The 13,438-nt window shown below is 66.1% G+C and carries 15 protein-coding genes; 8 read left to right on the top strand and 7 right to left on the bottom strand.

Features of this window, described 5'->3' with window-relative positions; translation table 11 throughout:
* Positions 1-25: 25 nt before the first annotated feature.
* Positions 26-637, bottom strand: a complete 612-nt coding sequence (locus BJ964_RS46210; RefSeq protein WP_188126582.1) for a DUF6879 family protein — start codon at positions 635-637, stop codon at positions 26-28.
* A complete protein-coding gene (locus tag BJ964_RS46205; RefSeq protein WP_203832869.1) occupies positions 630-914 on the bottom strand; it encodes a hypothetical protein in 285 nt (94 codons plus the stop codon). The genes BJ964_RS46210 and BJ964_RS46205 overlap by 8 nt, the downstream gene beginning before the upstream one ends.
* A 380-nt stretch (positions 915-1,294) precedes the next feature.
* Between BJ964_RS46205 and BJ964_RS46200 the strand changes: the two genes are divergently transcribed.
* Positions 1,295-1,714, top strand: a complete 420-nt coding sequence (locus tag BJ964_RS46200; protein WP_188126581.1) for a hypothetical protein — start codon at positions 1,295-1,297, stop codon at positions 1,712-1,714.
* A gap of 32 nt (positions 1,715-1,746) precedes the next feature.
* Here BJ964_RS46200 and BJ964_RS46195 read toward each other — a convergent pair whose 3' ends face one another.
* The 3 genes from BJ964_RS46195 to BJ964_RS46185 form a co-directional block, all read right to left on the bottom strand.
* Positions 1,747-1,962: a DUF397 domain-containing protein gene (locus BJ964_RS46195; RefSeq protein WP_188126580.1), complete on the bottom strand. Its 216-nt coding sequence runs from the start codon at positions 1,960-1,962 to the stop codon at positions 1,747-1,749.
* 72 nt (positions 1,963-2,034) lie between these two features.
* Complete coding sequence (locus tag BJ964_RS46190; protein ID WP_407650867.1) at positions 2,035-3,246, bottom strand: ISAs1 family transposase; 1,212 nt, start codon at positions 3,244-3,246, stop codon at positions 2,035-2,037.
* 93 nt (positions 3,247-3,339) lie between these two features.
* A complete protein-coding gene (locus BJ964_RS46185; protein ID WP_188126579.1) occupies positions 3,340-4,185 on the bottom strand; it encodes a helix-turn-helix domain-containing protein in 846 nt (281 codons plus the stop codon).
* 1,328 nt (positions 4,186-5,513) lie between these two features.
* On the opposite strand from BJ964_RS46185, the gene BJ964_RS46180 reads away from it, so the two are divergent.
* The 5 genes from BJ964_RS46180 (at position 5,514) to BJ964_RS46160 (ending at position 8,801) form a co-directional block, all read left to right on the top strand.
* Positions 5,514-6,293: a hypothetical protein gene (locus BJ964_RS46180; RefSeq protein ID WP_188126578.1), complete on the top strand. Its 780-nt coding sequence runs from the start codon at positions 5,514-5,516 to the stop codon at positions 6,291-6,293.
* Positions 6,286-6,549, top strand: a complete 264-nt coding sequence (locus tag BJ964_RS46175) for a hypothetical protein (protein ID WP_188126577.1) — start codon at positions 6,286-6,288, stop codon at positions 6,547-6,549. The genes BJ964_RS46180 and BJ964_RS46175 overlap by 8 nt, the downstream gene beginning before the upstream one ends.
* 125 nt (positions 6,550-6,674) lie before the next feature.
* A complete protein-coding gene (locus tag BJ964_RS46170) occupies positions 6,675-7,268 on the top strand; it encodes a hypothetical protein (protein WP_188126576.1) in 594 nt (197 codons plus the stop codon).
* 209 nt (positions 7,269-7,477) lie between these two features.
* Positions 7,478-7,966 carry an SRPBCC family protein gene (locus BJ964_RS46165; RefSeq protein ID WP_188126575.1) on the top strand — a complete coding sequence of 163 codons (489 nt, stop codon included), beginning with the start codon at positions 7,478-7,480 and terminating at the stop codon, positions 7,964-7,966.
* 112 nt (positions 7,967-8,078) lie between these two features.
* Positions 8,079-8,801, top strand: coding sequence for an LPXTG cell wall anchor domain-containing protein (locus BJ964_RS46160; protein WP_188127554.1), 723 nt, complete (start codon positions 8,079-8,081; stop codon positions 8,799-8,801).
* A 750-nt stretch (positions 8,802-9,551) separates the two neighbouring features.
* Here the strand turns inward: BJ964_RS46160 and BJ964_RS46155 are convergent.
* On the bottom strand, positions 9,552-10,484 hold the full coding sequence (locus BJ964_RS46155) for an RNA polymerase sigma factor (RefSeq protein WP_188126574.1): 933 nt from the start codon (positions 10,482-10,484) through the stop codon (positions 9,552-9,554).
* 414 nt (positions 10,485-10,898) lie between these two features.
* Between BJ964_RS46155 and BJ964_RS46150 the strand changes: the two genes are divergently transcribed.
* Together BJ964_RS46150 and BJ964_RS46145 are read left to right on the top strand one after the other, a co-directional pair.
* Entirely contained in the window at positions 10,899-11,765 is an 867-nt protein-coding gene (locus tag BJ964_RS46150) for a DUF2637 domain-containing protein (RefSeq protein WP_188127553.1), read from the top strand.
* A 182-nt stretch (positions 11,766-11,947) separates the two neighbouring features.
* A complete protein-coding gene (locus BJ964_RS46145) occupies positions 11,948-12,838 on the top strand; it encodes a replication-relaxation family protein (protein WP_188126573.1) in 891 nt (296 codons plus the stop codon).
* Between the two features lie 264 nt (positions 12,839-13,102).
* On the opposite strand, the gene BJ964_RS46140 is transcribed toward BJ964_RS46145, so the two are convergent.
* Complete coding sequence (locus BJ964_RS46140; protein ID WP_188126572.1) at positions 13,103-13,381, bottom strand: hypothetical protein; 279 nt, start codon at positions 13,379-13,381, stop codon at positions 13,103-13,105.
* Positions 13,382-13,438 lie beyond the last annotated feature (57 nt).

Raw genomic sequence — 13,438 nt, 5'->3', positions numbered from 1 at the left:
TGTGTCCGGTCAGGTGAAAGGACGGCTACGGCATGCGCGGAGGGGGAAGAACCGCGACGTTTTCGGCGAAGAACGACTCCAGCGGCTGGCCGATCTCGTACAGGTCCTGGATGAACCGCTGGCAGCGCGCTACAAGGTCACTGTCGGTGAACCTGCGTGCGGACTCCAGGACTCCATCGTCGTCGTAGACGGCCTGGTACATGACCGTCGTTCCGTGGGTGTAGATCTCCGGTAGTGGGGTCTTTCGTTCAAAGTCCGCGATTTGCTCCGCGGTGACGACCCGTACCTTTCCGCCGTACTGGTCGCGCATCCGTAGAATATGAAGCTCCCATTGGAGATAGGGAATGATGGGCTGCTCGACCACACGGACTCGCCGATTGATGAAACCGTATTCATCAATCTTCCGATAATACTCGCTCATGTCAGAGCGCCCAGCCTCGATGATGCGCATCGACTCCTGCCAGTCGCCTTTATCGAAGGCTTCCCAGCTTGCATTTCCGGGCTCTTTGAAGAACTGCTGACGCTCCAGCTTCCAGAAGCCGGGCGCAGAAGTCGACCACAGATCTGTTTCAAAGTCAGCGTAGTAGGTAGCCAGCTCCAGCCGCTCGCCTGCGGCGCCACCGAAGAGATCATGCATCCGGAATGTCCGCCTTGGCGGCGAGGATCGTCGCGCGAGGAATCACGACCAAACGCTCTCCGGGGTCAATACTGACACCGTCCGGCAGCCTGGATTCATACGACGTGGTCAGGTCCGCACCAATGACGACGACGTCACCGTTATCAAGTTCCCAGATATCCGGGCAGCTTCCATCACCGGAGGTTTGCCCAAGCTCATGCGACGACTTCCCCAGTCGCCGCAAGAATGACGCCGAGGAATCAGCCTCCCATTTTTCAGCCATGCTTCCCCATATCATCCCGAGCGATTCTATTACTCTGGGTGACGCTATCATGACGGCCGAATGGGGGTCAAACATGCTGGCAGACGGCATGGCTCCGCAAATAGGCGTTCATGGGCCGACCAGGCCATTCACGCACACAGGGTAATCCATAGTGGGCACGGCGGAGGCAGGACTTCGATCTTGACGGTCGCCGACGGGACACGTCGCGAACGGATTGCCGCACATCGATGCGGACCGCCTGAGGTCAGTAGGGCATGTCTCCGGCGTCAGGATGTTGACTGGAGCCTTCGACTACGGCGACACATGCATCTACGCTCACGTACGTCGATGGTCTCGCGGAGCGAGAAGGCTATCTGATCGGCGTAGCCTCCGAGCGAGGGAAACGGGGAGTCACGATGGCAGGCGAGGAGATTTTGGCCGCGGTCGCGCTGACGTTGGCGACCAAATCATCCGAAGCGCTGGCGGAGGGCGGCAGGGCCGTGTTCGCCGCGCTCGCCCGCCTGGTCAAGCGCCGTTTCCAGGGCGACGATGCGGCGCAGACGGCCCTCGCCGAGGCTGAGGTCGACCCATCGGACGACACCCGCATTGAGTCACTTCGCGAGGAACTCGCACAGGCTGCCGCCGAGGACCCCGCCTTTGACCATGAACTCCGCCGACTCTGGCAAGATCTCACCCCTTACCTACAGGCCGGCAGCGACGGGGTCGTCAACAACCTCTCCGGTTCGGTCGGAGGCAACGTCGTGCAGGCCCGCGACGTGCAAGGCGGCATCTCGTTCGGAAATGTCAACTCACGTGCACCCGAGGCCGGGGCCTGACCCTCGCCGAACAGATAAGTACGTGCTTCCGGTCAGCTTGGCAGGTCAAACTCGCCGGTCTTGACTCCGGCGAGGAAGGCGATCCATTCGTCGGAGGTGAAGATCAGCGCGGGGCCTCTCCGGTCTTTGGAGTCGCGGACCGCGACGATGTCGGGAAGGTTGCGGGCGACCTCGACGCAGTTGCCGCCGTTGCCGTCGGATCGGGTGCTCTTGTTCCAGACTGCGCGACTGAGGTCTGCGGTGCTCATGGCCAACTCTTTCAGGATGGATCGCCAAGCTGCTCGATGAGGAGCCGCGACTCTACGGGCCCGAGGGCAGGGTCATTGCGTGTTGGGATAGATGCTGGTCACGGCCTGTATGAGGTCGTTTGAGCGGCGGTCAGCGCGTCGGTTGGCGCGGGCGATGTTGGTTGCGCCGTTGATGCGGTGCCAGCCGATGGCGGTGTTACGCAGGGTGGCCATGATGGCGGGTCCGGTGCCGGTCCGGGCTTGATGTTGGTCTTCACGGAACGTGACATCTCGGACGTTGTGTACCTGGTTTTCGATCAGCCATTCTGCTCTCGCCCATTTCTGCAGGTCGGCGGGTTGGGCGTGGGCGGCGGGCAGGGAGGTGATCAGGTAGGCGGTCTCGCGGCTGGTCTTGCCGTCGACGGTGCGGGTACGGGTGATCCGGACGGCCTGCTGGGCGTGCGGAAACGCGATACCGCCCGGGATGTGCACAGTGACGGCTTTGACGGTGCGGGTCTCTTTGCGGCCGTGGCCACGATCGCGGGTCCGGTCACCGACCGGGATTTGTGCCCAGGGAACGGCCTTGAGCTGGGCGAACAGGGTGGGCTGGTTGCCTTTTGCCTGCAGGAGCAGGTGGGCTCCGCGGGCGGTGATCTGCCGGGCGTGATCGGTCTGGGTATGCAGTGCGTCGGCGACGAACAGCACCCCGGCCAGGTCGCCGAGGATTTTCTCGACGGCGTTGAGTAGCGGGGTGAATGCTGGGATTTCGTTCGACTTGGTGTCGACGGTGACTTGGGCCAGAACGATGCCGGTGCTGGTGTCCAGCGCGGACAGCAGATGCACCTGACGCCCCTCAGCCAGCCGGGCGCCCCTGAGTGTTTTGCCGTCGACGGCGATCACCGTCCGGTAGCGGTGCGGCCGTTCGGGCGCCGGCTGCGCCCGAGCGCGAAGCCAGCCGGCCAGGACCGCGCTGACCAGGGCGTCATCGAGGCGGGTCAACAGTCGCCACACCGTTGTTCCGGCCGGTATTCCACGGGTGAACCCGAGTCGGGCCTGCGCAGGTTCGTCGAGGTCGTACAGCCAGTCGGTGATCGCAGTGAACGATGAGGCGCCGGCCAGGACCGCGCAGACCGCGACGGTCAGCAACGCTGCCAGGGGATACCGGATGCCACGAGGGTTCCGCGGGTCCGGGACCAGGCTTACGGCGTCGAGGAGTCCTCGGCGTTCACTGTCGGTGACCGGCCTTGTAGGCGTGTCCGGCCCAGGGGTAGTCACGGTCAGTGCGGAGATCAGAGATGATGCCATCGGCGGGTGGAGTCCTCGGTGGTCGTGCAGCGTGAAGAACTCCATGATCACCTTGAGGGCTTCACCCACCCCAACTGCCTCCACAGAGGCCACTCACTCCACAAAATACCTGGTCAGCGCATCACGCTCCGAGAATGCAACAGCCCTGGGCCCGAGGGCCGCAGCTCGCAGGTCATCCCACAATTTAGTGTAGGCCCGGACCAGATCGGGCCGGTCGAGGTAGTCGGCGTCCGTGAAAGTCTCGGTGTAGATCACGTCCGATGCCGAGTCTTGGTCGAACCGCAGGATGACGAAGCTGAACGAGGAGACGGCGTAGGTCTGCGCAGCGAAGGGCAAAACCTGGATGGTCACGTGGGGCCGCTGGCTCAGCGCGACCAGATGGGCCAGTTGATCACGCATCGTGTCCGGGCCGCCGACCATGCGCCGTACCGCTGACTCGCTCAGAACGTAGGCGAGTTCGGTGTGCTCATCGATGATCGACTGCCTTGCCAGCCTGATTTTCACCTGCTGGTTGAGCGCTTCCTCGTCGGGCGTGCCCGGACTGGTGAGGATGGCTCGGATGTATGCCTCGGTCTGCAGCGTGCCGGGGATGATCTCGGCCTGGTAGGAGCGGATCTCCGAAGCGTCACCCTCCAGGTCGACGAAGGTGCGGAACCAGGCGGGCAACTGCTCGCGATAGCTGCTCCAACGGCCGCGTTGCCGTCCGGCTTTCGCCAGCTCGCGCATCGATGTGGCCACGGCTTCCGGCACCCCGTAGGCGTTGATCAGCAGCGTGAGGTCTGTCGGACGCACGCCGCTCTGACCGAGCTCGATGCGGCTGATCTTGCTGGCCGCGGACTCGATGGCCGCGGCAGCCTCGTCCTGCGTCATGCCGGCCTGCTCACGAGCGTGTTTGAGTGCGATGCCGAGGCGTCGTCTTTGGATGGTCGGGTTGACCAAAGCGACTGCTCCTTCATTGAGCCGAGGTGCGGACGTCCACGTCCGGAGCCATCATCCCCTTCCTTGCTTGATAGTGCGACTTGGGTTCCTATTTTTCAGACTCGACGGTAGCGTCACACGCGAGGGCAAATATTAGGAGTCCAACTTAGGTTTTCGACCTGGCGCGCTGGCGAGGGGTCACGACAACCGCTCACTCACCAAACGGGAGGCGGGAAATGGATGAAAACACCTACTATGCGGCTTCGGCCGAGAGGCAACTGAGCGAGGCTCAAGGGATCCTCGATACGCATGTCACGTCCAGTGCCACGGGCCGGTGCCTGGCTTGTGGGACGCCGGGCCCGTGCTGGAGGCGGGAGAGCGCCGTTGCGATCTTCTCGCGAAGTCTGCGCCTTCCCGAGCGTCGGCCCGGAGCCAGCAACCCGGAGTTGATCAACGCGCGCTGCGTCACTGCGCCCTATTTGCCCGTGATGAGGCGGAGATGAGCAACGCTACTGCACACCTGGACCGCGCTCGTCGTGTGAGCTCCGTTGACGTACCCGCAGCGATCGCCCTGCTTCGAGGATTCCTGCAGCGACGAAACCCCTACTTGACCGCCGTCGACCCTGAGATTCGGGACATGGCCGAGTTGCTTGTAAGACTGGCGATCGACGTTTCCACCGAGGCCGCCCCGGCTGGCTGGGCTGCCTACCTGCATCGGGCGACACTCAGCCTTGCCTATGGGGTAATGCTGCCAGGAGCCGGCGCCGACGGGGAGGCGTTTCTCCGCTCCTACGTCAAGCTCAGACTGGACGACTGCGAACTACGCGAAGTCGGCGGATCAGCTGAGGAAAACCCAGGCGCTCCTCGACGAGCATGTGACGTCGAGCGCGACGGGTCGGTGTCTGGCCTGCGGTTCCATGGGGCCGTGTTGGCGTCGGGAGAACGCGGTGGTGGTCTTCTCTCGGACGCTGCGGCTGCTGGTCCAGCGTCCGGGGACGAGTCTTCCGGGGTTGGTCGGTGCGGTGCGTGTCGGTGCTCTGGCTCTGCTGGCTGGTTAGCGGTGCATCGCGATGGGCCCCGCCCCGGAGACGTGTTCTATGTGGGGCCGGCGGCGAGCGTGCAGTTCGCGGGGGACCGGGCACTTGTGCTGCGGGTGATACGGGTGGATCCGCGGCCGACCTACGTCGGATGGCGGTGGATCGACGGCTACGTTCTCGGCCCGGACGGCTCGGCGATCGAGCGGCGATCGGTTTTCGTACAGGTGGCGGGGCTACTGCCCCTTCCGGACGGCACCGACGCGTTGTCGGGGCCGTTGAGCGCCGGACCCGGCGAGGACGGAGCGGGCGGCGATGACCGACCTGGTGAATGACTCGACGGCGGTCGTCGGCGAGCAGTGGCCGACCCCGGATGCGGTGATGAAGACTCCGGCAGGGTCCGATGACTTCGACACCCAAAGGATGGGCGAGTTGGAGGGCCTGCTCGAGTCCGTCGATCCGACGGTGACCGGCTGGATCCTGGACCTGGCCGAGGCGGCGATCCTGCGATTCGGTGAGGCGGGCGAGGGCCCGGACGATCAGGCGTTGGCGTGGCTGCGATACGCCCAACGGGCCACGACCGTCCTGGCGTGTCCGTTGTCGGAGCGGTCCTGCGCGGCGAACACCGAGTTGGGGCGGCTGTGTCTGCATCTGGGTCGCGTTCGGGAGGCCGCGGCGGCGTGGGAGGTCGCGGTGCTCGGAGCGGAACAGCGGCAACAGCGGGACCTCGCGAATTGGGCCAGGCTGTATTGGGCGCAGTGCCTGCACAGCTTGGGCTCCTGTGGCGACGCGGTAGCGGTGCTGCGCCGGGCCGGCGGAGGACAGCATGGCGACGTTGTCGTGGCGCAGATCCTGTGCCTCAGGCTGCTGGGACGGTGCGGCCGCCAGGACGACGCGGCAGCGCTGTGGTCGGCAATGGAGATGAGTACGACGCCGACGCTGCGTAGACAGGCGCTCAACGACCTGCGGAGTCCGGCGAACCGGGTGCTGAACAAGGCCGATGCCCGTACCCATGAAATGGTCTGCGCCTATCGCCGCCGTGTGACGAAGGGAGCGTCTCAGCAGGTGCCGCGGTTCGAGGTCGGTCATGGATAGCGCGACCTCAGCGGGAGCGCACCGGGCGGTCCGGCCGAGCTGGGACTGCGAGGATTGCGCCGAGCCATGGCCGTGTCCGGAGCGCAAGGCCAGACTGCTGAGCGAGCGTCCGTTCGACCGGCTGGCGTTACTGCTGTTCCTGTCCGGGTTCCTGACCGAGGCGATCGACGACTTCGCCCGGCACGGCGTGGGAACCGTGCCCGATCTCTACAACCGGTTCCTGGGCTGGGCGCTCCGAGTAACGTCTGATTCGTAGTGGTCGTCTGCTTGTCAGTGGCGTGGTCGAGGTGATCGTGGCCGCAGCGGGTAATCGTCGACGGAGGAGCGCCACTGTTGGTGACGGCACCCGTCGATTGAGGTGCATCGGATCATGGCTAGGTCGTGGCGCTGAACGCGGTCGGCGATAATGGCGGCATGCATCCAGGCACCTGGTGGAAGACGATCGATCCCGGGCTGCTTGAGCGTTTAGACGAGTTGCTGTGCAAGGGTCGGTTGATCCCGGCGGTCAAACTCCTGCGCGATGAAGGCGGACAGCAACCGCAGCCCGGCCTATACGAGGCGCAGGATCTGTTGATCGAGCGACGCGCCGAACTCGACCGGCAGGGACTCCTTCCGCCAACGCCACCACCGACGACAGCACAGCTGATCGAGAAGGTGGAAGCCGCCACCGCGCCGGTCCTCGCCGTCGAAGCCTTTTGGGACGGCGACACAGAGGGCTGGTTCGTCGTCCTTGTCGCAATTGTGCGACGGCCGGGCGGGCGCCACGATTGCTTCGATGAAGTGTTGTTGACGGTGCTGCAGTTCGGCGGCGATCTCCGCCTGTTTACGGGACAGGTGCCGCCCTGGCCGGAAGCGCAGCAGGCGATTGAGCAGGGACGGGCCGTTGCTCAGCATGTCGGTGTGCCGTTCCACTTCGCCAGTCCGGAGGAGCCGAACGACGACTTGCCGCGTTGGTGGGACTCACAACTCAACTAACCGGGCCGGGCCGTGCGTCCACATTGGCAGGTTCGGATGCTAGATGGAAGCGCGCCACCTACCGAGCGTGACCGCGCTGGGCGACGTGCGAGCACGAATCGGCCATAGCGTGCGCCGATCGGGGAGCCTGTAGAACATGACTGGACTAATTTAGGGCGAGGCTATTGGTGTGTGCCTGCCTTTCACTCAGGAACCTGGAGCGCTCCACCATGAAGTACACCGTCTCGATCGAGATCGCCCTGCCGCGGGAGAGGGTGGTCCAGATGCTCGCCGACCCGGCACACATGCCGAACTGGCTGCGAGGCCTGGTGCACGAGCCGCTGAATGGGATGCACGGGTACGTTGGTACCGAGTCACGCGTCGTGATGCAGATGGGGCAGCAGGCGATGGAGTGCACCGAGACCATCACGCGCCGGGAGCCGACAGACCTACACGGGATCCCGAAAGAAAGCGTCGTTCACTTCGACCGCGAAATCGTCGCCAAGGGCATTTGGAGCGCCGTGCGTGACCGGTTTACCGAAGCCGGCCCGGAGACGACGCTCTGGGTGAGCGAGAACGAATACCGGTTCAGCGGCTTGTTGATGCGGCTGGTGGGGCTGTTGATGCCCAGCGCCTTCCGTAAACAGTCACAGCAGCACATGCAAGACTTCAAGGCGTTCGCCGAGCAGGGAACGGACGTCCGCGAAGCAAAGGGCTGATCTGCCCCCACCGCCCGCCGGAGATGAGCATTGACGAGATCCCCCGTCTTGCCTATCAGGCCATCGACGGTAGTATCTCCGGGCTTTGGCCTTCAACGGGGGGAAGACCCACATGCGACGAAAGCTTTCGGCCGGTGTCCTGATGGCGCTGGTTCTACTGATCCCCGCGGCACCAGCGGCAGCACAAGCCGAAACGTCCGGGCTCGACACGGCCTGCCAAACGGTCGAACGCAAGCTCTACACGGACATCCGCGAGTTGGTCACCATCGACCCGGACACCGCCGCCGATGCGGAGATCCTGGTTGTTGCCAAACAGATCCTGGCTGCGGCGAAAGCCGACTCGTTGCCCGTCCTGCCTCGCGCGATGCAGGAGCGGCTGGAGGGCACCGCGGAGGACCTGCGGGCCTTCCTCAAGAAGGGCATGAATACCGCCTGGACGGCGGATCTGCGGATCTCGGTCACCCGAACGCTGACCGGCGCCGGCGCCAACGTGCAGGCGGCCGCGCAGAAGGTGCTCGACAACGGGACCATCGATGCTTCCCTGGCTTACCTGAACGAGGGTCTGTACGCCGCGCGTGCGCTTGACTGCGCGTCTCAGCCCACACCGAGCGCCACACCCAGCGCGACACCGAGCGCCACGCCCAGCGCCACGACGACCGCCACACCTGTTCCCAGCTCCTCCGCCAGCGCGGACACCCCCGACGGCGAGGGTGGTGGGCTACCCCTGACCGGTGCAGACACCGGGACTGTGGCCGGCGTCGGCGGTGCGCTCCTGCTCCTCGGCGGTGCCGGCTACCTGATCGGACGCCGCCGCCGTTCCCGCTTCGTGGCATAGCCGGCCTGATCGCGCCCGGCTGAATGCTCCGTCGAGCCGGGCGCGATCAGCGGTGTGCCTGCTGCGCAACAGGAATCTTCCGTTACGGTTCTTCCAGCCGACGGGCGAGTCGACGGGTCTGATGATCCGGTTCCGCTCGGCGGTCCGCCGGCATCCCGCCCGCGGTGACCACCTCTCTCGGTGGCAAGCCGCGAAGCGGCGCGGCAGCCATGTGCGGACGAAGTGACGCTTTCCGGCATCTGCCTCGACCGCTTCTAGCTATGGTCCGGGCTGGTTGCTCCGGAAGGCGACGATGAGATGGATGCGCGGCAACGGTAATGGCTTGCCAGTGGTCGAGATCAAGGCCCGGAGCAAGCGTATTGCCCCGGGCCTTGATCTCGTGAATCGTACGCGTGCCTTGCCGCCCGCCCGGCTATCGGCGTGGGGTGATTGATGGCAGGCTAATCGGCGTGACCGGAATGCGGGACCAATCCGACGAGGGGACACCAGCGTCACCTAGCGGCTCCGCGTCCGGGCGTACAGCGCTGGCTGGCATGTTGGCCGCTGAGTTGCGGGACATGACGGCCTCGGTGTGGGCCGATCGGTCCCGTGGGGCGACCAGCTCCTACGTCGCGTTCATCGAGGATGAGCCTGAGCTCGCGGACATTGTGGTCACGCTATGGGATATCGCGCGGTCCGGATCGTCCCCCGACGGGGTTTCGGTACGGGGCGGGGTCGCGGGATCTGTGGTGCTGGTGCACGGTCCGGATTTCAGCGTTGCCGGTCGCTCGGGTGGCCCGGTGCTCGTGTTGTCGGACCGGATTCGGGGTGTGCTGCGGGTTGATCGTGATCCGGGGTGGCAGTCCGAGCTCTCGGCGTTGATCTCCGAGTTGATCGCGGTCGGTCAGGGATCGGAACCGTTCGACGAGTCGACGATCCCTCCGCCGCCACCGATGCCCTGGCATCGCGAACGGCGGTAGCCGGTTCCTGGTCGCGGGCCGCCAGGTGTTCGCGGATCCGTGCGTGGGCGCGCTGGTGGCGCTTGTAGGCGGCCTGCACGCCGATGCCGAGTCGCTGGGCCGCGTCCTTGATGCTCAGCCCGTCGAAGCCGGTGAGAGTGAGCAGTTTGACGTCCTGCTCGGCCAGCGGCCTGCCGGCGGTCGCGAGTTCGGTCAGGACCGCGTTGAACATGGTCGCGATGTCGTCCTCCGGAACGTCCGAGCCGGCGGGATCGAGCTCGGACGCGGTCGGCCTTAGCCGTGAGCGCTGCCGGCTCTTGGCGTGGGTGACGCCGCTGTCGATGAGCCTGAGGCCGAGGTTGGTGACGCCGACGTCGATGGTCTCCAGGCGGCGCAGGAAACCCAGGACCAGATCGTGGTCGACGTCCTCGGCTTCGTCACGGTGGGCTACGGGGACACGCTTGCGGGAACCGCGCAGGCCGCGGGCGGCCAGACCGATCGAGAGAATCCGGTACGCCTCCGCGGTGCCCGGCCGCCGCGCCCCGGTGATGACGGCGGCCCAGATCTCGTCGCGCTGTGCGTAGTCGGCGTCTTCGAGCAGGAAACGCAGCAGCGTACGGGGACGCATGTCCCGTGGCGGCAGCCCCGGGGCGAAGTGGCCGGCCGGGATGGTCCAGTCGAGCATGGCGAAGCGGTCCAGGAACCAGTCGAACAGGGGTCCGTCCCAGCATCCTGGAAGCGCCATCGGGGAGAGAGCCGTCAATTCGTTCGGCTGCACCACCAACCCCCGTCGCGGTGTGATCGCTCAAAAGATCTTGTACGGGTCGTGTCCAAACCGGCGCCCGGCATTCCCCTTCTCCTGTACCGGCCGCAGTCGCGGTACGGGTTCGTCGTCATGTCTGGAGGGCGCCGCCATGATTATCGATCAACGTCACTTCGTTTGGGGAGGGCATGCTACCCGCCGGACCTGTCACACAGGCCGGTCCGAGCCCGTTCGCCGTCTGACACGGTCTGTCACAGCGAACGGAACAGCCCTCGCCGCCCGGCACGACCGGGCCTCCCCGCCATGCCGGTGGCGCGAATGAGCCGAGTTCGCACACCATCCTCGACGCGTGCGGACCGTGCCGCGCGTACCGAGGGCGCCGTTCAGATCGTCATCATGCTGGCGATCGGAGCGGCCGCCGCGGCGGCGTCGTTCACCCACGTGCACGACGTCGCGGCGGCACATGGTCAGCCAGGGTGGCTGGCCTGGGCCGACGCCGTGGTCCTGGAATTGATGTCGGTCGCCGGCGGCCTGGAACTGCGGCGCCGCAAACGCGTCGCCGCGCGGCTGTGGTTCCCGGCGGTGGTGCTGGTAGTGGCGGTCGTGCTGTCCCTGGGCGCACAGGTCGTGGAAGCGGAGCCGTCGATCATCGGGTGGATCGCGGCGGCGCTGCCCGCGGTCGGGTTCCTGGCGATGGTGAAGATCGCGCTCGGACGAGCCGGAACCGACCCCCAAGCTGGGGAAATCGGTGTCCCAGCGATCCGGGACGGTCCCGGTGCCGCGGACAAATCCGTCCGAGACGGATCAGGGGCCACGGAGGGTGTGGTCCCCGCTGTCCCGGACGGATCGGGGATTACGGGCAGCGTCGTCCGCACCGTCCCGGACAGGCCGAGGGCCGCGGACAGTGCGTTCCCCACCGTCCCGGACGGATGGGAATCTGCGGACAGCGTCGTCCCCACCGTCCGGGACGGATCGAGCACTACGGACAGCGTCGTCCGGGACGGTCCCGGACAACCGGGGGCACCTTCCACTCCCGGGGCGGACGGCCCTGACGTCCGCGAACTGCTGCCGGTGGCCCGGGAAGCCGCGGACAGCCTCGCTCGGCAGGGCCGTCCGCTGTCCCGGGAGGCGCTGGCCGAGGTCCTACGTGGACAGGGTCACGCCATGTCGAACGCACGCGTATCCGCGCTCGTCAAGCTGATCCGCGAGCAGCCCGGCACGGCTGAAACGGCGGCGGAGGAGCCCGTTGCGTCACGGACGTGACCGGTTCATCGGCGTCCGGGCGTCGATTCCGGTGTTCGTCCGGGAGTCGGTCCGGGGGTGGGTCTGGAGACCTACCCCCGGACCGACCCCCTCTACCGGCCTGTCAGTGCAGGTCAACCGCCACTTCCGAACATCAGAGGTTTGCTCCGACAGACCTCTGTCCGGGTCTCCCCAGGGGGGTGATGGCTATGCGCACCAGCAATGAACAGCGCCTGTTGAAGGCGCAGGCAGCCCTGACCCACCGCGATCTGCGGCTGCTCGACTGGCTCTACGACCACGGCGTCCTGACCACCGAACAGATCGACGCCGCCCTGTTCGGCTCGCTCACGTTCTGTCAGCGGCGGCTGCTCAGGCTCGTCGACCTCGGCGTGCTGACCCGATTCCGGCCGCAACGCTGGGAAGGCGGCTCCTACCCCTACCACTACCTGCTCGACCAGCTCGGCACCGACATCGTCGCGGCCCAGCGCGGTGACCCGCTGCCACGCCGGGACCAGGCCCGGCAACGCCGCCAGCACCTCACCTCCCGGGCGAACCTGCCGCACCTGCTGGCCACCAACCAGTTCTTCGCCGACCTCGCCGCGCACGAGCGGACCCACCCCGGCACCCGCCTCGTCGCCTGGCGCCCTGCTTCGGCCTTTCAACAGAGAGGAGCCTTCTTCCGTACGGGCGACGACCCGACCCTGATGCTGCTCACCACCGTGCCCCGCCCCGACGGGCACGGCGTCTGGGCCGACGGCGACCGTCAGGTGCCGTTCCTGCTCGAGATGGACCGCGGCACCGAATCTCTGTCCGTCCTCACCGGGAAGGTGGACAACTACGCCCGTCTCGCCGAACTGACCCGCTGGCGGTGGCCGGTGTTGTTCTGGCTGCCGTCCGCCCACCGGGAACTCAACCTGCACCGTCTCCTGGCGGACATGGACGCTCCCGGACTGGTGGCCACCGCTGCGGGCGACCACGCCATCGCTACGGGGCTCTCCCCGGCGGATCCGGTGTGGTGGCTGCACGGCCGGAAGGGCTCGCGTATTCGATTGATCGACCTTCCGTGCCATGAAATACCGGAGCCATCCGAATAGGGAAACCGCCCATTTAAAATGGGCGGTTTCCGGAGGCGCAAGGTCCTGAGGACCCTGCAGAATCGGACACGCCAGTCCGCCGCGCACGGTCCTCAGGACCGTGCCACCTACCAAGACCTAGACACCAACCCGACCGACCAACCACATCCCGGGCTCGTACGGCTGTCACCCTTTCGCGCACGACCGGCGGCGGATGCGGATGGAATATGGTGCCGACGTCGCCCTGATACCCGCCAGCGGCGGGTATCAGGCTGGTTTCACGGATCAGAACGGCGCAGGGCCACTACCGGTGAGCGTCATCAGAATCTGCGTCGCGAGCAGTTTCCGGACACCGGTGACGGCCACAGCCCCGACCTGATCGTAGGGCAACTCCAGATACAGCCCGTCACTCGCGTCCCGGATCTCCGCGCTGATCTGATCCGGACGGAAGGTGCCGCTCCAGCCGTTGATGCCTCCTCGCTGGTTGGTACTCAGCGAAGCCATGCCGGACACCTGTGTGCCGCCGGCAAGGATCAGCCTCGCCGGCCCGGAGTAGGTCGTCATAGTTGCCAACCGTAACCGGCTCCCCAGCGGGCGTCACTCCGGAGTGACCTGGACACC

The organism is Actinoplanes lobatus (genome assembly GCF_014205215.1).
Classification (GTDB): Bacteria; Actinomycetota; Actinomycetes; order Mycobacteriales; family Micromonosporaceae; genus Actinoplanes; species Actinoplanes lobatus.
Note: the sequence above shows the minus strand (reverse complement) of the source record. Positions and strands in the feature narration are given on the sequence as shown.